Genomic DNA, 24,771 nt, shown 5'->3' with positions numbered 1-24,771 from the left:
GTCGGCTCAGACCGTCTCAGACCGGCTCGGCCGGGAAGAACACCCGCACGACCGCGCCGCCCTGCGTGGCGTCGTCGATCTCGGCCCACCCACCGTGGGCCTCGACGATCCCCTTGACGATGTAGAGGCCGAGCCCGGTGCCGGTGCCACTCGGGCCGTGCCAGAACCGGCTGAAGACGGCTCGCCGCTGCTCGGGCGGGATGCCGGCGCCGTCGTCGGTGACGCTGATGAGGACGCCCGGCCCGGACGGTCCCTCGTAGCGGGTCGCCGCGAGGTCCACCTTGCCGGTGCCGTGCCGCACGGCGTTGTCCATGAGGTTGGCCAGCACCTGGTCGAGCCGGTCGGCGTCGGCGTAGATCTCGTCGGCGTCGTCGTCCACCGAGACGGTGAAGTCGCCCTCGTCCCGGTCCGAGGCGACGGCGCGCTCGACGTGGCGCCGCAGGGTGGCCCGCACCGACAGCGGGACCTCGTGGATGCGCAGCCGGCCCGCGTCGATGCGTGAGACGTCGAGGAGGTCGGTGATGAGCCGGGTCAGCCGGTCGGCGTCGGCGTCGACGGCGGCGAGCATGGTCAGCCGCTGCTCCTCCGTGAAGAGGTCCCACCGGCGCAGCAGCGTCGACGAGAAGCCCTTGATCCCGGTGAGCGGTGAGCGCAGCTCGTGCGCGATCGTCGAGATGAGGGCGGCGTGGTCCTGCTCGGTGCGGCGGCGGCCCTCCGCGTCACGAAGCCCGAGGACGACGGCGGTGAGGGCCCCGGCCTTCACGGCCCGCAGGTAGCTCGCCGTCACGAGCAGCTCACGACCGTCGGGAAGCTGGAGGAGCTTCTCGCGGTGACCGGTCCGGATGCGCAGCCCGCGCCACGGGTCCGCCAGGGTCCACCACGACTCCCCGTTGCGGGTCTCGAGCGGCAGCGCGACGCGGATGTCCTGGCCGACCATCTCCTTCGCGGCCGACCCGAGGATCTGCTCGGCACGACGGTTCACCGACGCGACGACCCCGTCCGGCCCGGCCGTGATGAGGCCGTCCGGCAGGAGATGCGCCGCCGTGAAGGCTGCCGACACCGGGAAGGTGTGGGCGTCGGCGTCGAATGTCTGGGTGTCAGCCATGCGACCATCCCACCACGTCAGGGGCGTCGCGTCGCGCCCGCCGAGGTCGCCAGGCAGATCGTGGCCGCCATCGCGAGGTTGAGGGACTCGACCCGCGCGTGGATGGGGACGCGCACGACGTCGTCGCAGCGGTCCCGGATCGGCTCGGGCAGCCCCCAGGCCTCATTGCCCAGGACCCAGGCGTGCGGGACGCTGACGTCGACGTCCGGCAGGAGGGTGTCGCCGACCCCGTCGGCGGCGAACGTGCGGATGCCGTGTCCCGCGAGGGCATCCAGGGTCGCGTCGACGTCGAGCCCCGTGACGACCGGCAGGTGGAAGATCGACCCCGCCGTGGAGCGCACCACCTTGGGGGAGAACACGTCGACCGACCCCTCGGTGAGCAGGACCGCGTCCGCGCCGAAGGCGTCGGCGCCACGGATGACCGTGCCGGCGTTGCCGGGGTCGCGGACGGCGCTGAGCAGCACGACGAGCCGAGGGTCGGCGGCGAGCACCTCGTCGAGCGTGGTGGACTCCGTCGCGACGACCGCGAGCAGCCCCTGCGGCGACTCGGTGTCGGACATCGCCTCGAGCACGGCGTCGTCGGTCTCGTGCACGCGGATGCCGGCCTCGAGGGCGGCCTGCACGATCGCGTCGTGCCGCTCGAGGGCCGCGGAGGTGACGTACAGGTCGTCGACGCGTTGGGCGGCATACCGGATCGCCTCGCGCACGCCCTGCGGACCGTCGACGACGAACCGGCCGGCCCGCTCACGAGCAGAGCGCCGGGAGAGCGATCGCACCGACTTCACCCGATCGGATCGGACGTTCGTCAGCACGGCTCTCCCGGCGCTTCACGAAGGACGCAGGGGTGCGCCCTGGGATGGCTCAGGCGGAGACCTTGTCGGTCACCGGCTGGGCCGGGACGTTCGCGCGAGCGATCTCGACGAGGGCGGCGAAGGCGGCCTCGTCGTTGACGGCGAGCTCGGCGAGCATGCGGCGGTCGACCTCGATCTCGGCGATCTTGAGACCCTGGATGAGGCGGTTGTAGGTCATGCCGTTGGCGCGGGCCGCAGCGTTGATGCGCTGGATCCACAGGCGACGGAAGTCACCCTTGCGGGCGCGACGGTCGCGGTAGGCGTAGCCGAGGGAGTGAGTGACCTGCTCCTTGGCCTTCCGGTAGAGACGGGACCGCTGACCGCGGTAACCACTGGCGCGCTCGAGGACGACCCGGCGCTTCTTATGGGCATTGACTGCCCGCTTCACGCGTGCCACGTGAGACTCCTTGCTGTTCTTGGACGTTCGGGGGGCTCGGCTCAGATGCCGAGAAGCTTCTTGACCTTCTTGACGTCGGCCTTGGAAACGAGGACGTCCTTGCTGAGGGCGCGGGCCTTCTGCGGGGTCTTCTCGTGGAACTTGTGGACGTGACCGGCCTGCTCGCGCATGACCTTGCCGGAACCGGTGACGCGGAAGCGCTTCTTGGTGCCGCTGTGGGTCTTGTTCTTCGGCATGGCTGCCGATCTCCTTCGCTGTCGGTGCTGCTGTGGTGCTGTCTCGTCGTGCGGGAAACCTTGGGGGCGGTCGACTACTCCACGGGGGTGGGCGCGCCGGGCTGGGGTGCCTGCTCGGCCTGCTGGGCCTGCGCGACCTGGGCGTCGAGCTCGGCGGCGACGTCGACCTCGCCGGCGGTGTCGCCCTCACCCGAGGTGTCGTTCTCGCCCGCGGCGTCGTCCTTCTTGCGGCGCTGCTCGGCGCGCGCCTCGGACTTCTTGCGGGTCGGACCGAGCACCATGATCATGTTGCGGCCGTCCTGCTTGGGCGCGGACTCGACGGTGCCCAGCTCGAGGACGTCCTCGGCGAGGCGCTGGAGGAGGCGGAAGCCCAGCTCGGGACGCGACTGCTCGCGCCCGCGGAACATGATCGTCACCTTGACCTTGTCGCCGCCCTTGAGGAACCGCTCGACGTGGCCCTTCTTGGTGGCGTAGTCGTGCGGGTCGATCTTGGGTCGGAGCTTGATCTCCTTGATGACCGTGTTGACCTGGTTCTTGCGCGCTTCTCGGGCCTTCATGGCGGCTTCGTACTTGTACTTGCCGAAGTCCATGAGCTTGGCGACCGGCGGCTTGGCCATGGGGGCCACCTCGACCAGGTCGAGGTCCGCCTCCGCGGCGAGGCGCAGGGCATCCTCGACGCGGACGATGCCGACCTGCTCGCCGTTGGGGCCGACCAACCGCACTTCCGGAACCCGGATGCGGTCGTTGATGCGAGGCTCGCTGATGTCGTACTCCTTGAGGTCTGGGACAGGCGTCGTGCCGTACCGGACATGAGGAGAGGCCCCTCGCGCAGCGCCCGAGAAGCCTCACATCCGTCCACGGGAGCCCACGGCATACACGTATGTCGCGGACCGGTGGAGAAACCCGGCGACCCTGAGGTCGACGCGGGTGGAAGCGAGCTTCACTTGCGCACCGTGCCCGCCACCTCGAGAGGTGTCACGCACAGCCGGTCAGCGCCCGACACTACCAGCCGTGCGGACCGCACCCAAATCCCGTGCGCCATCCCGTCTGGCGGCGCCCGGGTGCCCTGCGTCCGCAACCCTGGTCACCTTCCCGACCATCCTTGCGGACGCTGCCGTATGCCGTCCCGTCGCGTCCGCAGCCCTGGTCATCTTCCCGACCACCCTTGCGGACGCTGCCGTATGCCGCCCCGTCCCGCCCCGCTTGCGTCCGCAACCCTGGTCGCCTTCCCGACCATCCTTGCGGACGCTGCCGTATGCCGTCCCGTTGCGTCCGCAACCCTGGTCGCCTTCCCGACCATCCTTGCGGACGCTGCCCTGCCGCCCCGCCCCGCCCCGCTGCGTCCGCAACCCTGGTCGCCTTCCCGACCATCCTTGCGGACGCTGCCCTGCCGCCACGCCCCGCCCCGCTCGCGTCCGCAACCCTGGTCGCGTTCCCGACCACCCTTGCGGACGCTGCCGTATGCCGCCCCGTCCCGCCCCGCTCGCGTCCGCAACCCTTGTCGCGTTCCCGACCACCCCTGCGGACGCCGCCGTATGCCGTCCCGTTGCGTCCGCAACCCTGGTCGCGTTCCCGACCATCCTTGCGGACACTGCGGGGGCGGGTCACGGTCAGCCGATGCGGAAGGCGAGGCCGTCGATGCGGGCGCGCAGCTCACCGTCGGTGGCAAGGCGCTCCCCCACCCGGGTCGCGACCTCCTGCACGGCCGGAGCGTCCAGGCCCTCGGTGAGCTCGAGCCAGATGCCGAGGATGCCCTGCCCGGCCGGGGCGCCCTCCTCGACGTGGTGCGCGCGCACGTCGGCCTCCTCGGCCACGGCTCGTGCCACGCCCGCGGCGACGAACGGGTCGCGGTGCGGGGCGACCCACTCGCGCTCCTGGGCGAGCGCCCAGACCATCGACGGGCGGAGCACACGGGTCCGGGGACCGGCGACGTCGATGACGACGACGTCGCAGCGCTCGCTGACCGCGGCCTGCGCCGCCCGGGCGGCCGTGACCGGCACCGGCCGGGCGCCGGGGTCCCAGGCGGCCAGCGCCTCGAGGCTGCTGAAGACGGGGAGCGCCCGCTCACCGTCGGGCGCCACGAGGGTCACCGCCGCCATGTCCGTCTGCGTGTCGACGGTGAGCCCGCCCTCGGTCGCCGTCTCGACCGGCTCCGCCACGATCGGCACGAGCAGGCGCGAGACCGGCAGCGCCGCCATCAGCGCGGTGGGGTCCTCCCCGCCGAGGGCCGTCGTGAGCGTCTCCTCCGCGGAGCCGTCGTCGCCCTCGAAGCCGGTGAAGACGAGGTCGCGCGTCACGGGCGGCCGGCGGCGTCGAGCGCCTCGGGCAGCGTGAACGCGCCGCGGTAGAGCGCGGAGCCGATGATCGCTCCCTCGACCCCGTCGCCGACCATGCCGCGCAGCGTCTCGAGGTCGGCCAGGGTGGACACGCCGCCGGACGCGATGACCGGCCGGTCGGTGCGGGCACAGACGTCGCGCAGGAGCTCGACGTTGGGGCCCTTGAGCATGCCGTCCTTGTTGACGTCGGTGACGACGTAGCGGGCGCACCCCTCGCCGTCGAGGCGCTCCAGCGTCTCCCAGAGGTCGCCGCCCTCCTGGGTCCAGCCGCGCGCGGCCAGGGTCGTGCCGCGCACGTCGAGGCCGACGGCGACCCGGTCACCGTGGTCGGCGATCGCCGACGCGGTCCACTCGGGGTTCTCCAGCGCGGCCGTGCCGAGGTTGACCCGGCGGCACCCGGTGGCAAGCGCCCGGTCGAGGGTCTCGGCGTCACGGATGCCGCCGCTCATCTCGACGTCGATGTCGAGGGCGCCGACGATGCGGGCGAGGAGCTCGGCGTTGTCGCCGCGGCCGAACGCGGCGTCGAGGTCGACGAGGTGTAGCCACTCGGCGCCCTGCTCCTGCCAGCGCATCGCCGCCTCGAGCGGCTCACCGAACTCACCGCCGGTGCCGGCGACCCCCTGGACGAGCTGGACGGCGCGGCCGCCGGCGACGTCGACGGCGGGCAGGAGCTGGAGACGGGGGGTGGTCATGACACCTTCAGGGTTCGGACGAGCGGCGGTCGGGCGATGGTCGGGCGGGTCAGAGCGAGCGGACCCAGTTCTCGAGCAGGTGCAGCCCGGCCTCGCCGGACTTCTCCGGGTGGAACTGGGTCGCGGACAGGGGGCCGTTCTCGACGGCGGCGACGAAGCGCTCGCCGTGCGTGGCGTGGGTGACCCGGGGCGCCACGACGGCGAAGGCGCCCTGGGGTTCGGGCAGGGTCCACTCGTGGACGGCATACGAGTGCACGAAGTAGAAGCGCTCGGTCTCGACACCGGCGAACAGCGCCGACCCCGTCGGCACGTCGACCTCGGACCAGCCCATGTGCGGGACGACGGGGGCGATGAGCCGCTCGACGGTGCCCGGCCACTCGGCCAGGCCCTCCTCGGGCGTCTCGGTCGGCTCGGTGCTGGACTCGAAGAGCGCCTGCATGCCGACGCACACCCCGATCACCGGCCGGCCACCGGCGAGCCGGACGTCGATGATCCGGGGCGCCTCGGCGGCCCGCATGCCGCGCACGCACGCGTGGAAGTTGCCCACCCCGGGGAGGAAGAGGCCGTGCGCGTCGAGGGCCCGCTGCCGGTCGGCGGTGAGCTCGACGGCCGCACCGACCCGCTCGAGAGCCCGGACGGCGCTGTGCACGTTGCCGCTGCCGTGGTCGAGGACGACGACCCGTCGGGCGGTCATCGCTCCAGCTCCCACCGGTGCGCGTCCTCCTCGGCGACGAGGGCGTCGAAGGCGGCGATCGAGCGGGGGCTGGGGTCGACCCGCTCGTGCGACTCGTCGGCGCCGTCGCGCAGGAGCTCCTCGCCGGGGAGCCCGAGCAGGCGCATCAGCCCGATGAGGACGTCGACCGGCTCGCCCCGGGTGTCGGCGAAGTGCTCGGTGACCTCGGCGGACGAGGTCCGCGACCGGGCGCCCGCGACGTCGACGACGAGGCCGGCCGGGAGCGCGGGGAGGTCGGGCGTGCGCCGCACCCCGGTGCCGGGCTCCCAGACGAGCCACCGCTGGTCGAGCCGCCACCCGCGCGGCTGCACGGTGACGATGGCACACCCGTCGATGACGAAGAGCCCGAGGGCGGGGCGGCGGCGGGTGGGCACCCGGCGCGCCGCGAGGATCTCGAGCCCGATGTCGTAGGGCGGGGCCGAGAGGGCCCGGGACTCGGCGAGGCAGACACCCGTCCAGCCGGCGAGGGGCACGATGCGGACGGCCGCCAGCCCTCGTCGGACCCAGCGCGCCGACGCGGCCGCGCTGCCGCGGACGAGGACGAGCCCGTGTCCGAGGTGGGGAGTCTGGTCAGTGCTGGCCACGGCTCAGAGCGCACCCTTGGCGCTGGGCACCCCGACCACCCGCGGGTCGCGGGCCACCGCGGCGCGCAGCGCGCGGGCGACGGCCTTGAACTGGGCCTCGACGATGTGGTGCGGGTCGCGACCGGAGAGGACGCGCACGTGCAGGGCGATCCCCGCGTGGAACGCGAACGACTCGAGGACGTGGCGGGTCAGCGACCCGGCGTAGTTGCCGCCGATGACGACGTACTCCTGGCCCGCCGGCTCGCCGGTGTGGACGACGTAGGGACGACCGGCGACGTCGACGACGGCCTGCACCAGCGCCTCGTCGAGCGGGACCGTGGCGTCGCCGAAGCGGGCGATGCCGCTCTTGTCGCCGAGCGCCTCGCGCAGCGCGTCGCCGAGGACGATGGCGACGTCCTCCACGGTGTGGTGCGCGTCGACGTCGACGTCTCCGACGGCCTTGACCCGCAGGTCGATGAGGGAGTGCTTGGCCATCGACAGCAGCATGTGGTCGTAGAACCGGACGCCCGTGCTCACCTCGCCCACCCCCGTGCCGTCGAGGTCGAGAGTCAGCTCGACGCTGCTCTCCGAGGTGGTGCGCGTCACCGTGGCGGTGCGGTTGCTGGTCACGACTGTCCTTCCAGGTGGTCAGGACCCAGGGCGGCGACGGCGTTGAGAAACGCCGTCACCTCCTCCGGTGTCCCGGCGGTCACTCGAAGATAGTGGGCGATCCCCACGTCCCTGACGAGAACCCCCTCGTCGAGCAGCGCCTGCCACGTGGTGTGGCTGTCGCGCAGCCCTCCGAAGAGGACGAAGTTGGCGTCGCTCGGCACCGGGTCGAGCCCGAGCCCGGCGAGCGTGTCGACGATGCGGTCGCGCTGGGCCTTCACGACGTCGACGGTCCCGAGCATCGCGTCGGCGTGCCCGAGGGCGGCGCGGGCGATCGCCTGGGTCGGTGTCGACAGGTGGTAGGGCATCCGGACGAGCCGGAGCGCGTCGACGAGCTCGGGGTCGGCCGCGAGGTAACCGAGGCGCCCGCCGGCGAACGCGAAGGCCTTGCTCATCGTGCGCGTGACCACGAGCCGCGGCCGGCCGTCGAGGAGGGTGAGGGCGCTCGGCGTGCCGGGCCGCCGGAACTCCGCGTAGGCCTCGTCGACGACGACGACGGCCCGTGGCGCCGCCTCGAGGACCGCACCGACGATCTCGAGCGGGAGCGCGGTGCCGGTCGGGTTGTTGGGCGAGCACAGGAAGACGAGGTGTGGGTCCGCCTGCTCGAGCTGGGCCACCGTGGACTCGACCGAGAGGTCGAACGCCCCGCCCCCGGTGACCCCGCGCATCCCGTCCACCCAGTTCGTGCCGGTCGTCGCCGCGATGATCGGGTGCATCGAGTAGGCCGGGGTGAACCCCAGCGCGGTCCGGCCCTGACCGCCGAACGCCTGCAGCAGGTGCAGGAGCACCTCGTTGGAGCCGTTGCCGGCCCAGACCTGCTCCGGGCCCACCGTCGTCCCGCTGCGCGAGAGGTATGCCGCGAGGTCACCTCGCAGGTCCGTGAACTCCCGGTCGGGGTACCGGTTCAGACCGGAGGCCACGGCCGCGACGGCGGCGACGATGTCGTCGACGACCGCCGGCGGGACGGCATACGAGTTCTCGTTGGTGTTGAGCGCCACGGGCACGTCGAGCTGGGGTGCGCCGTACGGCGTGCGGCCACGCAGGTCCTCGCGCAGCAGCTGCTGGATCTGGCTCGAGGGGGTGCTCATGCGAGCTCGGGGAGCCGCGCGATGACCGCCTCGCCGTGCGCGGGCAGGTCCTCGGCGCGCGCCAGGGTCACGACGTGGGCGCCGACCTCGCGCAGGGCGGCCTCGGAGTACTCGACGACGTGGATGCCCCGCAGGAAGCTCTGCACGGACAGGCCGCTGGAGTGCGAGGCGCAGCCGCCGGTGGGCAGGACGTGGTTGGACCCGGCGCAGTAGTCGCCCAGGCTCACCGGCGACCAGGTGCCGACGAAGACCGCTCCCCCGTTGCGCACCCGTGCGGCCACGGCGGCCGCGTCGGCGGTCTGGATCTCGAGGTGCTCGGCGGCGTAGGCGTTGACGACGTCGAGTCCCACGTCGACGTTGTCGACGAGGACGACGGCCGACTGGCGCCCGGTGAGAGCGGTCGCGACGCGCTCCGAGTGCTTGGTGGCCGCCACCCGCCGCTCGACCGCGGCGGCGACGGCGGCGGCGAGCTCGGGGCTGTCGGTGACGAGCACGGCGGCGGCGAGGGGGTCGTGCTCGGCCTGGCTGACAAGGTCGGCGGCGACGTGCTCAGGGTCGGCGGTGGCGTCGGCGAGGATCGCGATCTCGGTGGGACCGGCCTCGGCGTCGATACCGATGAGGCCCTTGAGCAGGCGCTTGGCCGCAGCGACGTAGACGTTGCCCGGACCGGTCACGAGGTTGACCGGGTCGAGGTCGTCGAGCCCGTGGGCGAACGCGGCGACCGCCTGGGCCCCACCCATCGCCCAGACCTCCTCGACGCCGAGCAGTGCGCACGCGGCGAGGATGGTCGGGTGCGGCCAGCCGCCGAAGTCCTTCTGCGGCGGGCTGGCCACGGCGATCGACCCGACCCCGGCGATGAGGGCGGGCACGACGTTCATGACGACGCTGCTGGGGTAGACCGCCACTCCGCCGGGGACGTAGAGACCGACCCGGTCGACCGGCACCCAGCGCTCGGTCACGGTGCCGCCCTCGGCGACCGTGGTCGTCGTCGTGCTCCGGCGCTGCTCCTCGTGGACGATGCGGGCCCGGCGGATGGACTCCTCGAGGGCGGCGCGCACGTCCGGGTCGAGGTCCGCGAGCGCGGCGGCGAGCACGTCGGCCGGGACGCGCAGCGAGGTCGGGCGCACGCCGTCGAAGCGCTCGGAGGCGTCGAGGACGGCATCGGCGCCGCGGGCGGCCACGTCGTCACAGATCGGGCGCACCGTCGCGACGGCCGCCTCGACGTCGAGCTCGGCTCGCGGGAGGGTCGCGCGGAGCTCGCGCACTCCGGGCGTGCGGCCACGCAGGTCGAGGACGGGGATCATGCGGGCAGTCTATTTCGCCGTGGTCCGCGGTTCGTGACCACGTCCGCGCCTCAGGTGTCGCCGTAGAACACGTGCTCGGCCGCGTGCCGCGCGCGCCGCGCGACGCGGCGGTAGCGGTTGGCGAGCTCCTGGCCGGACTTCGGCGGCAGTCCCATGATCCGGGCCATCCCGTCGGCGTCCCGGAGGTCCGAGGGCACCGAGTCCACCGGGCGGCCGCGGGCGAGGAGCCCGGCGTTGCGCATCGTCGAGGCGAGGCGCCACGCCTCGGCCAGTGCGGTGGCGTCCTCCCCGTCGACGAGGCCGGCCGCCTCGGCCGCCGAGAGGGCGCCGAGCGTCGACGTCGTGCGCAGCCCCTCGTGGTCGTGGGCGTGCTCGAGCTGGATGAGCTGGATGCACCACTCGACGTCGCTGAGGCCGCCGTGGCCGAGCTTGAAGTGGGTCTTGCGGTCCGCGCCGCGCGGCAGGCGCTCGGACTCCATCCGGGCCTTGAGGGTGCGGATCTCACGGACCTGACCGGCGTCGAGGCCGCCGTCGGGCCAGCGCACCGGGTCGATGAGCTCGACGAACGCCTCACCGAGCGTCGGGTCGCCGGCCACCGGTGCCGCGCGCAGCAGCGCCTGGGACTCCCAGACGAGCGACCACCGCTCGTAGTAGGCGCGGTAGGAGTCGAGCGAGCGGGTGAGCGAGCCGTTCTTGCCCTCGGGCCGCAGGCCCGCGTCGACCTCGAGCCGCGGGTCGGGGGCCGCGAGGGCGAGGAGCCGGATGAGCTCCTTGACGACCTCGAGCGCCTGCTCCTGGGCGGCCTGCGGGTCGGCGCCCTCGACGGGGTCGTGGACGAAGAGGACGTCGGCGTCGCTGCCGAACGCGGCCTCGCCGCCGCCGAGCCGGCCCATGCCGACGACGAGGTGACGGCTGAGCGGTGCGGCACCCGTCTGCTCCTCGACCCCGGCCAGGACGACGTCGAGGGTGACGTCGATGAGCGCGCCGCTGAGGTCGGCCAGCGCCGTGCCGAGCTCGTCGAGGGTGACCTGCCCGAGCAGCGACGCGACGGCGAGCCGGAAGAGCTCGGAACGCCGGACCGCTCGGGCGGCGAGGACCGCCGGCTCGGGGGCGTCCTTGCGGCGGGCGGCGGCCCGCATCCGGTTCTGCACCTCGTCGCGCGGGCGCGGCCGCAGCCCGCTCGGGTCGCCGAGGAACTGCACCGACTCCGGCCCCTGCTCGAGCAGCTCGGCCGCATAACGGCTGCGCCCGAGGGTGTGCGCGAGGCGCTCGGCCGCGCTGCCCTCGTCGCGCAGGAGCCGGAGGTACCACGGCGTCGTGCCGAGCTGCTCGCTGATCCGGCGGAAGGCGAGCAGGCCGGCGTCCGGGTCGGCCTCGTCGGCGAACCAGCCGAGCATCACCGGCAGCAGCTGCCGCTGGATCGCTGCGCGCCGGCTCACGCCGTCGATGAGGGCCTGCAGGTGGTTGAGTGCCCCCCGGGGATCGCGGAAGCCGAGGGCCGCGAGGCGCTCGCGTGCCGCCTCCGGCGTGAGGCGCACCTCGTCGGGCCCGAGGCGGGCCACGGCCGACAGCAGCGGACGGTAGAAGATCCGCTGGTGCAGCCGGCGCACCTCGCGCGCGGCGGTGCGCCACTGCGCGGTGACCGAGTCCTCCGGGTCGCGCGTGTGCCCCAGGGCACGTCCGAGCCAGCGGAGGTCCGCGGGCGCCGTCGGCATGAGGTGGGTGCGGCGGAGCCGGTGCAGCTGGATGCGGTGCTCGAGCGTGCGCAGGAGCCGGTATGCCGTGTCGAGGGTCTGGGCGTCGTCCCGCCCGACGTAGCCCCTCTGGGAGAGCGCCGCGAGCGCGGTGAGGGTCGTGCCGGAGCGGAGCGACCGGTCGGCGCGACCGTGGACGAGCTGGAGGAGCTGGACGCTGAACTCGATGTCGCGCAGGCCGCCCGGGCCGAGCTTGAGCTGGCGGTCCGCCTCGCCGTGCGGGACGTTGTCCTCGACCCGCCGGCGCATGGCCTGCACGTCCTCGACGAAGTGCTCGCGGGAGGCGGCCGACCACACGAAGGGTGCGACGGCCTCGACGTAGGCCCGCCCGAGCGCCCGGTCGCCGGCAATGGGGCGCGCCTTGAGCAGGGCCTGGAACTCCCACGTCTTGGCCCACCGCTCGTAGTACGAGAGGTGCGACTGCAGCGTGCGCACGAGCGGGCCGTTCTTGCCCTCGGGGCGCAGCGCCGGGTCGACCTGCCAGAGGGCGCCCGCGGCGGTGGCGCTGGAGCAGATCCGGATGAGCCGGGTGGCGAGCTCGGTGCCGGTCGAGAGCGCCTCGCCCTCGTCGGCGCCCTCCGCGGGCTCGGCCACGAAGATGACGTCGACGTCACTGATGTAGTTGAGCTCCCGTCCCCCGGTCTTGCCCATGCCGATGACGGCGAAGCGGCACTGGTCGGCGGCGGGGCCAACGCCGGCGCGGGCGATGACCAGGGCTGCCTCGAGGGCGGCCTCGGCGAGGTCGGCGAGGGCCGCGGCCGTCTCGGGGAGCCGGGCAGCGGGGTCCGGCCGCGAGACGTCGAGCGCCGCGATGCCGAGCAGCTGGCGCCGGTACTCGATGCGCAGGGCGTCCTCGGGGGTCGTGCCCTCCGGCGGGGCGGTGACGGCGGCGGTCAACAGCTCGACGCGCTCCTCGACCTCGAGCTGGACGGCGTCGACGACCGACGTCCAGTGCTCCGGCCTGGCGACGAGGTGGTCGCCGAGCGCCGTGGACGCGCCGATCACGGCGAAGAGCCGGTCGCGGGCCCTGCCCGGCTCGCGCAGGGCGGGGACGACAGCCTCCCGCAGGTCGGCGTGCCCCGTCGCTCCCAGGGCCTCCATGAGCCGCACGAGGGTCAGCAGCGCCTGGTCGGGGTCGGCCACCCGCGCGAGGGTGACCGCCAGCCCGTCGGTCTCGACCCGGGAGCGGTCCTTGACGAGCGGCTCCAGCACCGGGTCGGAGAGGAGGCCGATGGCCCGGCGGGGGTCGGCGAACCCCAGCCGGGTCAGGTCGCCGGGGACGGTGGGGATGCGGGCGCTCATCGTGCGCCGGTCACAGGCGCGGGAGGTACCGCTCGAGCTCGAACGCGGTCACCTGGCCGCGGTAGTCGGCCCACTCGGCGCGCTTGTTGCGCAGGAAGAAGTCGAAGGTGTGCTCGCCGAGGGTCTCGGCGACGAGCTCGCTCTCCTCCATGACCTCGATGGCCTCGTTGAGCGAGGCGGGCAGCGGCTTGATGCCCATGGCCTTGCGCTCGGCGTCGGTGAGGCCCCACACGTCGTCCTCCGTCTCCGGAGCGAGCTCGTAGCCCTCCTCGATCCCCTTGAGCCCGGCGGCGAGCAGCACCGCGAACGCGAGGTAGGGGTTGCAGGCGGAGTCGATGGACCGGACCTCGACGCGGCTGCTCTGCCCCTTGTTGGGCTTGTACATGGGGACCCGGACGAGGGCGGAGCGGTTGTTGTGCCCCCACGTGAGGTGGGCCGGGGCCTCTCCCCCGCCCCAGAGGCGCTTGTAGCTGTTGACCCACTGGTTCGTGACGGCGGTGATCTCCGCCCCGTGGTGGAGCAGCCCGGCGATGAACTGCCGCCCCGTCCTGGACAGCGAGTACGGCGCCCCCGCCTCGTAGAAGGCGTTGCTGTCACCGTCGAACAGCGACATGTGCGTGTGCATCCCCGAGCCCGGGTGCTCGGCGAGGGGCTTGGGCATGAAGGAGGCGTAGATGCCCTGCTCGAGCGCGACCTCCTTGATGACCGTGCGGAAGGTCATGATGTTGTCGGCCGTCGAGAGGGCGTCGGCGTACCGCAGGTCGATCTCGTTCTGGCCCGGTGCACCCTCGTGGTGGCTGAACTCGACGCTGATGCCCATCGACTCCAGCATGGTGATCGCCGCACGGCGGAAGTCCTGCGCGGACCCGTTCGGGACGTGGTCGAAGTATCCTGCCTGGTCGATCGGCGTCGGCTGCTCCCCCGGCTTGAAGCCCTTCTCGAAGAGGAAGAACTCGATCTCGGGGTGGGTGTAGAAGGTGAAGCCCTGGTCGGCGGCGCGGGCCAGGGTCCGCTGCAGGACGTGGCGCGGGTCGGCCATACTCGGCGCGCCGTCGGGGAGGGTGATGTCGCAGAACATGCGGGCCGTACCCGGGCTCTCCCCACGCCACGGGAGCACCTGGAACGTCGCCGGGTCGGGCTTGGCGAGCATGTCGGCCTCGTAGACCCGCGCGAAGCCCTCGATCACGGACCCGTCGAAGCCGATCCCCTCGGCGAAGGCTCCCTCCAGCTCGGCCGGGGCGACGGCCACGGACTTGAGCGCACCGAGCACGTCGGTGAACCAGAGGCGGACGAAGCGGATGTCCCGCTCCTCGATGGTGCGGAGCACGAACTCCTGCTGACGATCCATGTCGGCATCCTAGGGGGAGGCAGGGCGAAGGCCCCGGAGCACCGCTCCGGGGCCTTCCCCCTCCTTGGGGCTACTCAGCTCAGTACTGGGTCACTTGGAGCCGAGGTTGACCGTGAGCTGCATCGTGGTTCCGCCACCAGACGTGTTCGACACGGTGATCCTCGTGCCGAGGCCAGCGACCTTCACCGAGTTCCACGGGTTGTCCGCGGTCCAGTAGCGGTTCGGGTCGGTGTCGTCGAACGACGGGATCTCGCGCTGCGGGGCGATCGTCACCGGCACGCCGTTGCGGTGGAAGGTGACCCTGTCGGTCTTTTCCTGGCCGAACGTGGCGTCCCACGGCTGACGCCGGTTGCCGAGCAGCTGACCGCCGGGGAACTTCACGGGTGCCGGACGAGCGTCGACCGGCAGTGACATGCCGCCACCGGGGTGGGTGCTGGTGTTGTTGTCAGCGAACGAGGTGTCGACGTACCAGACGAGCATGCCGTTCTGGTACGGGAAGCGCTCGACCCAGTCGGGCTTGGTGCTGGCCCAGCCGAAGTTGTACGGCCCGGTCTTGAGCGTCGTGTCGTACCCCGAGTACACGCGGTTCTCGACGAGGTACATGCGCGGGTACATCTTGTCGGTCGTGCCGCTCATGATGGTGAAGCCGACGGCCGTCCAGCCGTTCGCGCCGTTCTCGACGGTGTCGTTGAGGACGGAAGCCCCGTCGGCCGTGATGGTGATGTCGTCGACGAACGCACCCTTGAGGGCGAGACCGCCATCGGTGACGTAGTTGAAGCGCACCTTGGCCGGCTTGCCGGCGAACGCGTCCAGGTTCCAGGTCTTCTGGACCCAGCCGTTGCTCGCACCGTCGATGGCGTCGACGTCGGTCCAGTTGGCGCCACCATCGCTGGAGGCCTGGACGTAGAGGTAGTCGTAGCCCTCCTCGATGTCGTGGTCGAGCCAGGCCGACATGCTGGCCGAGGTCTTGCCGGTGAGGTCCACGTCACGGGTGATCGAGTTCTTCAGGTCGTTGCCCGACCCGCTCCACCACTCCGCGTTACCGCTGTGCGGGGTGTTGTACTTCGTCACGACCTTCTTGTCGGGAAGCGGGACGGCGACGGCCTGCGGTGTCGTGGCACCGTCCAGATCTGCCTGACCGAGGGTGTAGCGCCCGCTCTTGTTCGCGACGGTGTAGTCGAGCCATCCGAGCTGGAGCTTCTCGAGCGGGCCCATGTAGCCCGGCTTGGAGCCGATGTCCTCGCCACCGTCGTTAAGCCAGGAACCGCCGGACATCAACGTCCAGAAACCGGTGCCGTTGTCACCACCGGCGGTGTCGTAGTAGTCGGGGATGCCGAGGTCGTGGGCGAACTCGTGCGCGAACACACCCAGGCCGCCGTTCTCGGGCTCGGTGGTGTAGTCACCGATCCAGATGCCGGAGTTGCCCAGGGGCACGCCACCGGCCTTGTTGATCGCGGGTCCGGTCCTGCCGGCGTCGTTGTAGTACGCGAACCAGCGGTGCGACCAGATGGCGTCTTCGCCCTGGGCCCCGCCGCCGGCCTCCTCGCCCTCACCGGCGTGGATGGCCTGGAAGTGGTCGATGTAGCCGTCGGCCTCGGCGAAGTTGCCGTCACCGTCGAAGTCGTAGCGGTCGACCTTGTCGAACTGCTGGAGGTAGGTCTTGATCTCGGCGTCGGTCTTGCCGGCGGCCTTCTGCGCGTCGAACCATGCCGTCGCCGAGTCCCTGATGAACGGCCACGCGCCGGCGGCGTCACTGATCTTGTTGCTGCCGTAGCGGGCTGCGTTGTAAGGGACCTTCACCCAGTCGGACACGTCGCCCTTGGCCAGGAAGCGGCCGTTGGACTGCTTGAGGTAGAAGTCCTTGAAGGACTCGCCCTCCCCGAACATGAGCTCCTGGTAGTGGGCGCGGTCGTAGTTCGCGGCCCACTCGGTGCTGTTGTTGTCGGTCGCGTCGCCGTTCCAGTTGCGGTCCGGCTGGGCGATCTCGTTGTGCACCGGGCCGGGCGCGCCGCCCGTGGTGGCATTGGTCTGGGTGCCGAACTCCCCGAGGATGGTGAAGATCGACTCCTCACGGTTCACCGGGTAGGACACGAACCGGTCCCTCGCGGCCCTCGTGCCCGCGGGCGCCTTGGCGTTGCCCTTGAGCTTGATGACCCGCTGGCCACCGCGGGTCTCGGTGGTCGCCTCGCCCTTGATGAGCTTGGTCACGGCCTCCTGGCGCAGGGCCCGCTGGGCCTCGCCGAGGGGGTTGGGCAGGTCGTCCTTCTTCGTCGTGGATGCCTTCGGCTCCACCGGGGGTGCTGCGTCCTTCGCCTGTGCTCCCATGGGCGCCAGGCTCACCACCAACGCAGCTCCGGCCAGTCCGGCCAGAGCGCGAGTGTGTCGTCGTGTCACGGTTCCTCCGAGTGTGATCGCCCGCCAGGGGTCAGGCGCGGCTACTGCAGAGAAACATGTGCATTCGATTTGCACAATGGTTTCTGGCAATTCCTTGACCTGCTTTTTACCTTCCACGCACGCGGGCCCGTCGTCGTGGCCTCTGACAGGATCCCCCCATGAGCCTGCAGCCCCCTCCCCCCGCCGAGACCACCAACCCCTACGGCACCGGTGCCCAGGCGGCTCCGCAGAAGCGCATCCGCGTGCCCCATCTGCAGAAGATGAAGCAGACGGGCGAGAAGTGGGCGATGCTCACGGCCTACGACATGTATGCCGCCGAGATCTTCGACGAGGCCGGCATCCCCTGCCTCCTCGTGGGCGACTCCGCCGGCAACAACGTCTACGGGTTCGAGACCACGGTCCCGGTCACCGTCGACCACCTCGTGCCGCTCTGCCGTGCGGTGACCTCGGCCGCCAAGCACGCGATGGTCGTCGCCGACCTCCCGTTCGGGTCCTACCAGGCGAGCCCGCAGCAGGCGCTCGCCACGGCGACACGGTTCATGAAGGAGGGCATGGCCCACGCAGTCAAGCTTGAGGGCGGCATGGCGATGGTGCCGGAGGTCGAGCTCCTCGTGCGCGCCGGCATCCCCGTCATGGGGCACATCGGCTTCACCCCGCAGAGCGAGCACGTGCTCGGCGGCTACCGGGTGCAGGGGCGCGGAGCCGGGGCCGATCGCCTCCTCGAGGACGCGATCGCGCTGCAGGAGGCCGGGTGCTTCGCGGTCGTCATGGAGATGGTGCCCGCCCCCGCCGCGAAGCGGGTCACCGAGGCGCTGCGCATCCCGACGATCGGAATCGGCGCCGGCCCGGACTGCGACGCCCAGGTGCTCGTGTGGCAGGACATGGCCGGGCTGCGCGGTGGGCGTGCGCCGCGCTTCGTCAAGAAGTACCTCGACATGCGGACCGACCTGGGCAACGCCGCGAGGGCGTATGCCGGCGAGGTCGCCTCAGGCGTCTTCCCCGCCGCCGAGCACAGCTTCGAGGAATGAGGGCCGGGGCTCAGTCCTCGTCGTCCTTGCCCTCCCACGCGCGGTCCTCGGCGTCCCACTGCTCGGTGTTCTCGCGGGCGCTGGCGAGGGCGCCGCGCGCCTCGTCCTCGGTGTCGTACGGTCCCATGACGTCGTCGTTGCGGCTGCGGTTGTCGTCGGTCTCGACCTGCTGGGTCGCGATGTTGTACCAGTACGCCACGCTGTCCTCCTCGTCAACCTGTGCGGCACTCTGCCTAGACTCCACCGTATGCCGATGACCTACGGAAGTGTCGCTCCGGGAGAGGTCTCTCCGAGACGCGTCGTGACCGCGACCATCGAGCGCCCGGAGTACGTCGACAGGCCCACGCCCGACAAGTTCCTCTCCCCGGAGGTCAAGGACGCCGAGACGATCGAGCTCATGCGGGTGGCGGGCCGGATCGCGGCCCGGGCCATGGCCGCCGCAGCCGCCGTCATCGCCCCCGGAGTCACCACCGACGAGGTCGACCGCGTCGGTCACGAGTTCCTCCTCGACCACGGCGCCTACCCCTCCACCCTCGGCTACCGTGGGTTCCCCAAGTCGCTGTGCACGTCGGTCAACGAGGTCGTGTGCCACGGCATACCGGACTCCCGCCGGCTCGAGGACGGCGACATCGTCAACATCGACATCACGGCCTACATCGGCGGCGTGCACGGTGACACGGACGCGACCTACCTCTGCGGCGACGTCGACGAGGAGTCGCGCCTGCTCGTCGAACGGACCCACGAGGCGATGATGCGCGGGATCAGGGCCGCCCTGCCCGGCCGTCGGGTCAACGTCATCGGCCGGGTCATCGAGAGCTACGCCCGCCGGTTCGGCTACGGCGTCGTGCGCGACTTCACCGGCCACGGCATCGGCCGTTCCTTCCACTCGGGGCTCGTCATCCCGCACTACGACGCGGCCCCGTCCTACGACACCGTCATCGAGCCGGGGATGACCTTCACCGTCGAGCCGATGCTCAACCTCGGCACGGAGGCGTGGGAGATGTGGGACGACGACTGGACCGTCGTCACCGCGGACCGCAGGCGCTCGGCACAGTTCGAGCACACCATCCTCATCACCGACAGCGGCAACGAGATCCTCACCCTCGCCTGACCCCGCACGACACCCGCACGACCCCGGACGAAGGAGTCCCCATGAGCAAGAAGACCGGTCTGCCGCTGGGCATCGACGTCGGCGGGAGCGGGATCAAGGGAGCGCCGGTCGACTTGGCCAGGGGTGAGTTCGCGGCCAAGCGCAAGCGCATCGGCACGCCGGCGGAGTCCACGCCCGAGGCCGTCGCTGACGTCATCGACCAGATCGTCGACCACTTCGACGACGTCCGGGGCGACTCCCCCATCGGCATCACCATCCCCGGTGTCGTCACGCGGGGCGTGGTGCGTTCCGCCGCGAACATCGACAAGTCCTGGCTCGACTTCGAGGCCGAGAAGCTCCTCGAGAAGAAGCTCGGCCACGACATCGTCCTCGTCAACGACGCCGACGCGGCCGGGGTCGCCGAGCTGCACTACGGCGCCGCCAAGGGGCAGAAGGGCCTCGTCATCCTCACGACGCTGGGCACCGGCATCGGCACCGCGCTCATCCACGACGGCGTCCTCGTCCCCAACTCCGAGCTGGGTCACCTCGAGCTCGACGGTTTCGACGCGGAGAAGCGCGCGGCCTCCTCGATCAAGGACATCGAGGGGCTGAGCTACCCCGAGTGGACGAAGCGGCTGCAGCGCTACTACAGCCACCTCGAGAACCTCCTCTGGCCCGACCTCATCGTCGTCGGCGGCGGCGTGTCCAAGGATGCGGAGCAGTTCCTGCCGCTGCTCGAGCTCCGCACCAAGATCGTCCCGGCGACGCTCGAGAACAAGGCCGGCATCATCGGGGCCGCGCACCTCGCGCAGGAGTACCACGACTCGCACTGACGGTACCGACCTGCCACGTCGTTCTCGCGTCGGCCTGCCGCCCGGGCGCCGTGCCCGGACGAGAACGACGTGCCGGCGCACGGACGGGAGCGACGGCCCCGGCGGTCAGCGGACCGTGAACCCCACCGCACCGCACGCGGCGAGGTCGCGGACCTCGGTGTCCGCTCCCCCGAGCGTGCGGGCCTGGCCGAGGTAGAGATCGCGCCCGGCCTGGTTGAGCAGCCCGTCGTGGATGGGCACCGCGACCGGCGGGTTGAGCCGGCGCAGGAAGCCGGCCATGTCACGGCTGCGCTGCCACGGGGCGTTGAGCGGGAAGGCGACGACGTCGACCTCGCCCGGCTCGCCGTCAAGGCTGTCGCCGGGGTGGTAGAGGCCGGGTTCGCCCTCGGCCCGCAGCATGACACCGACGTTGGGGATGCGCGCGATGTCGTCGTGGATGAGGGCATGGACCGCGCCGACGGGGGTGAGCGTCACCGAGCCCAGGGTGGTCGCGCCGTCGTGGGCCTGCGCGTCGACGCCGAGCCCCGACAGCACGTCGACGCTGCCGGGATCGGCGAGCACCCGGGCCTGCGGGTTCCGCTGCATGAGCACCGGGAGCCTCGCCCGGTCGAGGTGGTCGGGGTGCTGGTGGGTCACGACGACGGCGGTGAGGTCGCCCACCGCCTCGAAGCCGGGGGTGAACCCGCCGGGGTCGATGAGGACGCGCTGGTCGCCGATCTCGACGAGCAGGCAGGCGTGACCGAGGTGCGTGAGTCGCATGCCTCCACCGTAGGCCGCGTACCCGGCGTGGGTGCGGACGAGTCAGTCATAAGCCGGGTTCTGTCACGTGGCCGGTTGCCCGGGTCACGCTGACGGTCATCCATCTCGGACCGCTGTTGCCAGCGGCCTCCAGCGCCCTACCCGTGTGCTCGGGCGGGCCGCCCTCGAACGCACACTGTCTGAGCTTGCTCCGGGTGGGGTTTACCGAGCCGACTCCGTCACCGGAGCCGCTGGTGGTCTCTTACACCACCGTTTCACCCTCACCGCCCGGTCGAGACCGGGAGGCGGTCTGTTCTCTGTGGCACTGTCCCGCGGGTCACCCCGGGTGGCTGTTGGCCACCACCCTGCCCTGTGGAGCCCGGACTTTCCTCGACGTGGTTGCCCGCGCCGCGACCGTCGGACTGACTCGTCCGCCCCCCCAGCATAGGGGCGGACGGCCGGGTCAGGCGACGACGAACCGCACCTGGCCCGTGGCGACGTCCGCGGACTCCAGCCGGACGGACACCGACGCGCCGAGGTCGCCCTGCCCCTTGGCCCGGGCGAGCACCGGGATCGCGAGGAGCTGCACCTCGAGCCCGCGGTCGTCGCGGTCGACGACGACGGCGTCGAAGGTCTCGCCGACGTGCGCGTGGAGCACGGCCGCCTCGACGGCGTCGGCGCACATCCGGTCGGCCGCGCCGGCCCGGCGGTCGGACTCCTTCATCAGCTCGGGGATCGTCGGCAGGGCCTCGCGGACCCAGGGCGGGACCTCGCGGTCGGCACTGATGGCCTCGCACACGACGAGCCCGAACCGGTCGACGAGGCGGCGCAGGGGGGCGGTGACGTGGGCGTACGCCTCGGCCACCGCGGCGTGCCCGACCTGCTCGGGCACGTCCCCGTCGAACGGCGTGTAGCCGGCACCACGGAAGAGGGCGGTGGCCGCGTGGATGAGCGCGAGGTGCTTGGGGTCGTCGCGGTCGAGGGAGCGCAGGAAGTCGCCGTAGCCCTGCTCGGCCGGCCAGGGAGCGCCCAGGGCCCTGGCCTGGCGCCGGAACCGCGCGACCGCGTCGTGGTCGGCGTCGGGCATCGTGCGCAGGACGCCCACGCCGGCGTGCAGCATGAGGTCGGCGGCGGCCATGCCGGTGAGCAGGGAGATCTGGGCGTTCCAGTCCTCGCAGGTGCGAGGCGGCCGCAGCGCCAGCGTGAAGTTGCCGTCGTCGCCGAGGTGGACCTCCTGCTCGGGCATCGGCAGGCTGGCGCCGCCGCGGAGCTGCTCCTGGCGAATGCGCCGCTCGCCGATCTCGCGGAGCAGGACCCATCGCTCGTCGGTCGTGCCCGCGTCGACGAGCTCCTGCACCCCGGCGTAGTCGAAGCGCTCGACCGAGCGGACGAGCGCGCGGTAGACCTCCGCGCTCGTCCCCTCACCCTCGGCGTCGAGCCGCAGGTCCCAGACGAACGCCGGCCGCACCTCACCCGGGAGCAGGCTGGCCGCCCCCTCGCTGAGCACGGGCGGGTGCAGCGGGACCCGGAGGTCCGGGCAGTAGATCGTCTGGCCACGGCGTCGGGCCTCGGCGTCGATCGCCCCACCGGGCTCGACGAAGGCGGGCACGTCGGCGATGGCGTAGCGCACCCGGTAGCCGTCACCGTCGCGCTCGAGGCACATCGCCTGGTCGAGGTCCATCGACGTCGGCGGGTCGAGGGTGACGAAGGGGACGGCCGTCTCGTCGCGCTCGGGCAGCGCGGGCGGCGTCTGCGCCAGCCGGTCGGCCTCGGCCTGCACGTCCGGGGGGAACACCTCGCTCGCACCGACCTCGGCCCGGATCGCCGCGAACCGGGCGAGCAGCGTCTCCCGGACGGTGTCGGAGGTCGTGGGGTCGACGGGGGCGAGGCGGATCGCGCGATGTGGCATGCCCGCCAACCTACCCACCGCACGTAGGGTGGCCGCGTGCTCATCGTCCTCCCCCCGTCGGAGTCGAAGTCCAACCGTCGGCGCGGACGACCGGCCGACCCGGCCACGTGGTCCTTCCCGGAGCTGGCCACGACGCGCGAGCGGGTGGCCGCCCACCTCACGAGGGCAAGCGCATCGCCCACGGCCGCAACGGTGCTCGGCGTCTCACCGGCCCTTGCCGACGAGGTGGCCCGCAACCTCACGCTCGGCACCGCACCCGCCACCCCCGCGGCCGACGTCTACACCGGGGTCCTCTACGACGCGCTCGACCTCGCGTCCCTGGACCCCGCGGCGCGGCGCCGGGCCAACCGCTGGGTCGTCGTCGTCTCCGCGCTCCACGGTGCGGTCCGGCTCGGGGACCGGATCACGGCCTACCGCCTGTCGATGGACGTGAACCTGCCGGGTCTCGGACCAGTGGCGGCCGCGTGGCGGCCCGTCCTCGACGAGGTGCTGGCACCCGCTGCCGGGCGCGAGGTCGTCGTCGACTGCCGGAGCACGACGTATGCCGCAGCGTGGACTCCCGTCGGCGACGTCGCCGACCGCTGGGTGCAGGTGCGCGTGCCGGGCGCGAGCCACATGGCCAAGCACACCCGGGGGCTCGTGGCCCGCCACCTCTGCGTGGGCGGGCAGCGGGCCCGCACGCCCGAGAAGCTGGCCGCGATCGTCGCCGAGGGCTTCGACGTCAGCCTCACTCCCCCGGCACGCCGCGGGAAGCCGTGGGTCCTGGACGCCCTCCCGCGTCAGCCCTGAAGCGCGCTCACGAGGGCGGCCCCGACGTCCTCGACGAGGTCGTCGACCGACTCCAGCCCCACCGAGATCCGCACCGTCCCGTCGGTGATGCCGACGGCCGCGCGGGCCTCCTCGGTGAGCCGCCGGTGGGTCGTCGTGGCCGGGTGGGTCACGAGCGACTTGGCGTCGCCGAGGTTGTTCGAGATGTCGACGAGGCGCAGGGCGTTCATGAGGCGGAACGCGACGTCCTTGCCCCCGGCGACCTCGAACGTCACGACCGTGCCGCCGCCGCCCATCTGGCGCAGGGCCAGCTCGTGCTGCGGGTGGCTCTCGAGCATGGGGTAGACGACCCTGACGACGCCCTCGCGTCCGTCGAGGTGGCGGGCGAGAGCCAGCGCGTTGTCGGCCATCTGCCGGACCCGCAGCGACATCGTCTCGAGACCCTTGAGGAGCACCCACGCGTTGAACGGGGACATCGCCGGGCCGGTGTGCCGCATGAGGTTCTTGACCGGGCCGTCGATGAACTCGGCCGGCCCGAGGACCGCACCGCCGAGAACCCGCCCCTGCCCGTCGATGTGCTTCGTGGCGGAGTAGACGACGACGTCGGCGCCGTGGTCGAGCGGGCGCGAGAAGACCGGGGTCCCGAAGACGTTGTCGACGACGACGACGGCGCCCGCGGCGTGCGCGAGCCGAGACACCGCCTCGATGTCGACGAGCTCCTGCATCGGGTTGCTGGGCGTCTCGAAGAAGACCGCGGCGGTCGGCACCGAGAGCGCCTCCTCCCACTGCGCCAGGTCCGGGCCGTCGACGACGACGGTCTCGACGCCGAAGCGCGGGAGGATCTCGTCGACGATGACGAAGCACGACCCGAAGAGCGCCCGCGACGACACGACCCGGTCGCCCTGCCCGCACAGGGCGGCCAGGGCCACCCAGACGGCGGCCATGCCCGAGGCGGTCGCGAAGCAGGCCTCCGCGCCCTCGAGCAGGCGCAGCCGCTCCTCGAACATGCGCACGGTGGGGTTGCCGTAGCGGCTGTAGATGAACTTGTCGATCTCGTCCTTGAACGCCGCCTCGGCCTGCTCGGCGGACTCGTAGACGAAGCCCGACGTGAGGAACATCGCCTCGCTGGTCTCGTCGAACCCGGTGCGCGACAGGCCTCCTCGCACGGCCAGGGTCTCGGGCCGGAACGACCGGCCCGGCTCGTCCCCCGCGCTCACCCCTGCGTCCACGGGAGACCGGCAGCCTTCCAGCCGCCGACGGTCCGGTGGCCGTCGGCGCCGTGCGGGCCCTCGAAACCCTCGAGAACGTTGTATGCCGGCCCGAGACCGGCCGCGGTCGCGGCCTCCGCAGCCGCGACCGACCGCACCCCCGAGCGGCAGATGAAGTAGAGGGGCGTGCCCTCCGCGACGCCGGCCGCCCGCAGCTCGTCGACGAACGCGTCGTTGACGCTGCCGTCGGGCCAGCGCTGCCACTCGACGAGGAGCGGCGTCCGTCCGGTCTCCAGCTGCGGGACACCGACGTAGGTCCACTCGGCGCGCGTGCGCACGTCGACGAGGACGGGGTCGTCGGAGTCGGTCACCGCGGCATGCGCCTCGGCGGGAGTGACATCACCGGCATAGCTCATGCGGCCAGC

24 protein-coding genes and 1 other RNA gene are annotated in these 24,771 nt (G+C 72.2%); 4 read left to right on the top strand and 21 right to left on the bottom strand.

Annotation, left to right across the window (positions count from 1 at the left end; translation table 11 throughout):
- Positions 1–16: 16 nt before the first annotated feature.
- From AC3EU2_RS14775 to AC3EU2_RS14705, 15 genes are all read right to left on the bottom strand, one after another.
- Positions 17–1,105, bottom strand: coding sequence for a PAS domain-containing sensor histidine kinase (locus AC3EU2_RS14775; protein ID WP_488177044.1), 1,089 nt, complete (start codon positions 1,103–1,105; stop codon positions 17–19).
- A 17-nt stretch (positions 1,106–1,122) separates the two neighbouring features.
- Positions 1,123–1,917: a TrmH family RNA methyltransferase gene (locus tag AC3EU2_RS14770; RefSeq protein ID WP_488177043.1), complete on the bottom strand. Its 795-nt coding sequence runs from the start codon at positions 1,915–1,917 to the stop codon at positions 1,123–1,125.
- A gap of 49 nt (positions 1,918–1,966) precedes the next feature.
- The gene (gene rplT / locus AC3EU2_RS14765; protein WP_488177042.1) at positions 1,967–2,353 is read right to left on the bottom strand and encodes a 50S ribosomal protein L20; all 387 of its coding nucleotides are present in this window, start codon (positions 2,351–2,353) and stop codon (positions 1,967–1,969) included.
- Positions 2,354–2,394: 41 nt separating this feature from the next.
- Positions 2,395–2,589, bottom strand: a complete 195-nt coding sequence (rpmI, locus tag AC3EU2_RS14760; protein ID WP_009775194.1) for a 50S ribosomal protein L35 — start codon at positions 2,587–2,589, stop codon at positions 2,395–2,397.
- Positions 2,590–2,663: 74 nt separating this feature from the next.
- The gene (gene infC, locus AC3EU2_RS14755; RefSeq protein ID WP_488179496.1) at positions 2,664–3,353 is read right to left on the bottom strand and encodes a translation initiation factor IF-3; all 690 of its coding nucleotides are present in this window, start codon (positions 3,351–3,353) and stop codon (positions 2,664–2,666) included.
- 846 nt (positions 3,354–4,199) lie between these two features.
- A complete protein-coding gene (locus tag AC3EU2_RS14750) occupies positions 4,200–4,886 on the bottom strand; it encodes an SseB family protein (RefSeq protein ID WP_488177041.1) in 687 nt (228 codons plus the stop codon).
- Positions 4,883–5,617 carry a bifunctional 1-(5-phosphoribosyl)-5-((5-phosphoribosylamino)methylideneamino)imidazole-4-carboxamide isomerase/phosphoribosylanthranilate isomerase PriA gene (gene priA, locus AC3EU2_RS14745; protein ID WP_488177040.1) on the bottom strand — a complete coding sequence of 245 codons (735 nt, stop codon included), beginning with the start codon at positions 5,615–5,617 and terminating at the stop codon, positions 4,883–4,885. The genes AC3EU2_RS14750 and priA overlap by 4 nt, the downstream gene beginning before the upstream one ends.
- 49 nt (positions 5,618–5,666) lie before the next feature.
- Entirely contained in the window at positions 5,667–6,311 is a 645-nt protein-coding gene (gene hisH, locus AC3EU2_RS14740) for an imidazole glycerol phosphate synthase subunit HisH (protein WP_488177039.1), read from the bottom strand.
- Positions 6,308–6,934: a hypothetical protein gene (locus AC3EU2_RS14735; RefSeq protein ID WP_488177038.1), complete on the bottom strand. Its 627-nt coding sequence runs from the start codon at positions 6,932–6,934 to the stop codon at positions 6,308–6,310. Before AC3EU2_RS14735 ends, hisH begins: the two co-directional genes overlap by 4 nt.
- 3 nt (positions 6,935–6,937) lie before the next feature.
- Entirely contained in the window at positions 6,938–7,543 is a 606-nt protein-coding gene (gene hisB, locus AC3EU2_RS14730) for an imidazoleglycerol-phosphate dehydratase HisB (protein ID WP_488177037.1), read from the bottom strand.
- Positions 7,540–8,670, bottom strand: a complete 1,131-nt coding sequence (locus AC3EU2_RS14725; RefSeq protein ID WP_488177036.1) for a histidinol-phosphate transaminase — start codon at positions 8,668–8,670, stop codon at positions 7,540–7,542. The genes hisB and AC3EU2_RS14725 overlap by 4 nt, the downstream gene beginning before the upstream one ends.
- Positions 8,667–9,974 (bottom strand): histidinol dehydrogenase, encoded by a 1,308-nt coding sequence (gene hisD / locus AC3EU2_RS14720; RefSeq protein ID WP_488177035.1) that lies wholly within the window; start codon positions 9,972–9,974, stop codon positions 8,667–8,669. The genes AC3EU2_RS14725 and hisD overlap by 4 nt, the downstream gene beginning before the upstream one ends.
- 50 nt (positions 9,975–10,024) lie before the next feature.
- Positions 10,025–13,030, bottom strand: a complete 3,006-nt coding sequence (locus tag AC3EU2_RS14715) for a bifunctional [glutamine synthetase] adenylyltransferase/[glutamine synthetase]-adenylyl-L-tyrosine phosphorylase (protein ID WP_488177034.1) — start codon at positions 13,028–13,030, stop codon at positions 10,025–10,027.
- A 10-nt stretch (positions 13,031–13,040) separates the two neighbouring features.
- The gene (gene glnA, locus AC3EU2_RS14710) at positions 13,041–14,378 is read right to left on the bottom strand and encodes a type I glutamate--ammonia ligase (RefSeq protein ID WP_488177033.1); all 1,338 of its coding nucleotides are present in this window, start codon (positions 14,376–14,378) and stop codon (positions 13,041–13,043) included.
- 90 nt (positions 14,379–14,468) lie between these two features.
- On the bottom strand, positions 14,469–16,703 hold the full coding sequence (locus tag AC3EU2_RS14705) for an immune inhibitor A domain-containing protein (RefSeq protein ID WP_488177032.1): 2,235 nt from the start codon (positions 16,701–16,703) through the stop codon (positions 14,469–14,471).
- Between the two features lie 227 nt (positions 16,704–16,930).
- On the opposite strand from AC3EU2_RS14705, the gene panB reads away from it, so the two are divergent.
- A complete protein-coding gene (gene panB, locus AC3EU2_RS14700; protein ID WP_488177031.1) occupies positions 16,931–17,800 on the top strand; it encodes a 3-methyl-2-oxobutanoate hydroxymethyltransferase in 870 nt (289 codons plus the stop codon).
- Between the two features lie 10 nt (positions 17,801–17,810).
- Here panB and AC3EU2_RS14695 read toward each other — a convergent pair whose 3' ends face one another.
- Positions 17,811–17,999 carry a methionine aminopeptidase gene (locus AC3EU2_RS14695; protein ID WP_488177030.1) on the bottom strand — a complete coding sequence of 63 codons (189 nt, stop codon included), beginning with the start codon at positions 17,997–17,999 and terminating at the stop codon, positions 17,811–17,813.
- A gap of 48 nt (positions 18,000–18,047) precedes the next feature.
- Between AC3EU2_RS14695 and map the strand changes: the two genes are divergently transcribed.
- A complete protein-coding gene (gene map / locus AC3EU2_RS14690) occupies positions 18,048–18,911 on the top strand; it encodes a type I methionyl aminopeptidase (protein WP_488177029.1) in 864 nt (287 codons plus the stop codon).
- Between the two features lie 41 nt (positions 18,912–18,952).
- Positions 18,953–19,723, top strand: coding sequence for a polyphosphate--glucose phosphotransferase (ppgK, locus tag AC3EU2_RS14685; protein WP_488177028.1), 771 nt, complete (start codon positions 18,953–18,955; stop codon positions 19,721–19,723).
- 105 nt (positions 19,724–19,828) lie between these two features.
- On the opposite strand, the gene AC3EU2_RS14680 is transcribed toward ppgK, so the two are convergent.
- From AC3EU2_RS14680 to AC3EU2_RS14670, 3 genes are all read right to left on the bottom strand, one after another.
- On the bottom strand, positions 19,829–20,482 hold the full coding sequence (locus AC3EU2_RS14680; RefSeq protein ID WP_488177027.1) for an MBL fold metallo-hydrolase: 654 nt from the start codon (positions 20,480–20,482) through the stop codon (positions 19,829–19,831).
- Positions 20,483–20,516: 34 nt separating this feature from the next.
- An RNA gene (gene rnpB / locus AC3EU2_RS14675) (RNase P RNA component class A) lies at positions 20,517–20,891 on the bottom strand.
- Between the two features lie 33 nt (positions 20,892–20,924).
- Entirely contained in the window at positions 20,925–22,370 is a 1,446-nt protein-coding gene (locus AC3EU2_RS14670; protein WP_488177026.1) for an RNB domain-containing ribonuclease, read from the bottom strand.
- 36 nt (positions 22,371–22,406) lie between these two features.
- On the opposite strand from AC3EU2_RS14670, the gene AC3EU2_RS14665 reads away from it, so the two are divergent.
- Complete coding sequence (locus tag AC3EU2_RS14665; protein WP_488177025.1) at positions 22,407–23,159, top strand: YaaA family protein; 753 nt, start codon at positions 22,407–22,409, stop codon at positions 23,157–23,159.
- On the opposite strand, the gene AC3EU2_RS14660 is transcribed toward AC3EU2_RS14665, so the two are convergent.
- Together AC3EU2_RS14660 and AC3EU2_RS14655 are read right to left on the bottom strand one after the other, a co-directional pair.
- Positions 23,150–24,355: an O-succinylhomoserine sulfhydrylase gene (locus AC3EU2_RS14660; RefSeq protein ID WP_488177024.1), complete on the bottom strand. Its 1,206-nt coding sequence runs from the start codon at positions 24,353–24,355 to the stop codon at positions 23,150–23,152. The genes AC3EU2_RS14665 and AC3EU2_RS14660 overlap by 10 nt on opposite strands.
- Positions 24,352–24,762 (bottom strand): rhodanese-like domain-containing protein, encoded by a 411-nt coding sequence (locus AC3EU2_RS14655; RefSeq protein ID WP_488177023.1) that lies wholly within the window; start codon positions 24,760–24,762, stop codon positions 24,352–24,354. The genes AC3EU2_RS14660 and AC3EU2_RS14655 overlap by 4 nt, the downstream gene beginning before the upstream one ends.
- Between the last annotated feature and the right edge of the window lie 9 nt (positions 24,763–24,771).

The sequence above is a fragment of the Knoellia sp. B-D-2 genome (assembly GCF_057714695.1).
The sequence above is the reverse complement of the archived record's forward strand: the minus strand, read 5'-3'. Positions and strand labels throughout refer to the sequence as shown.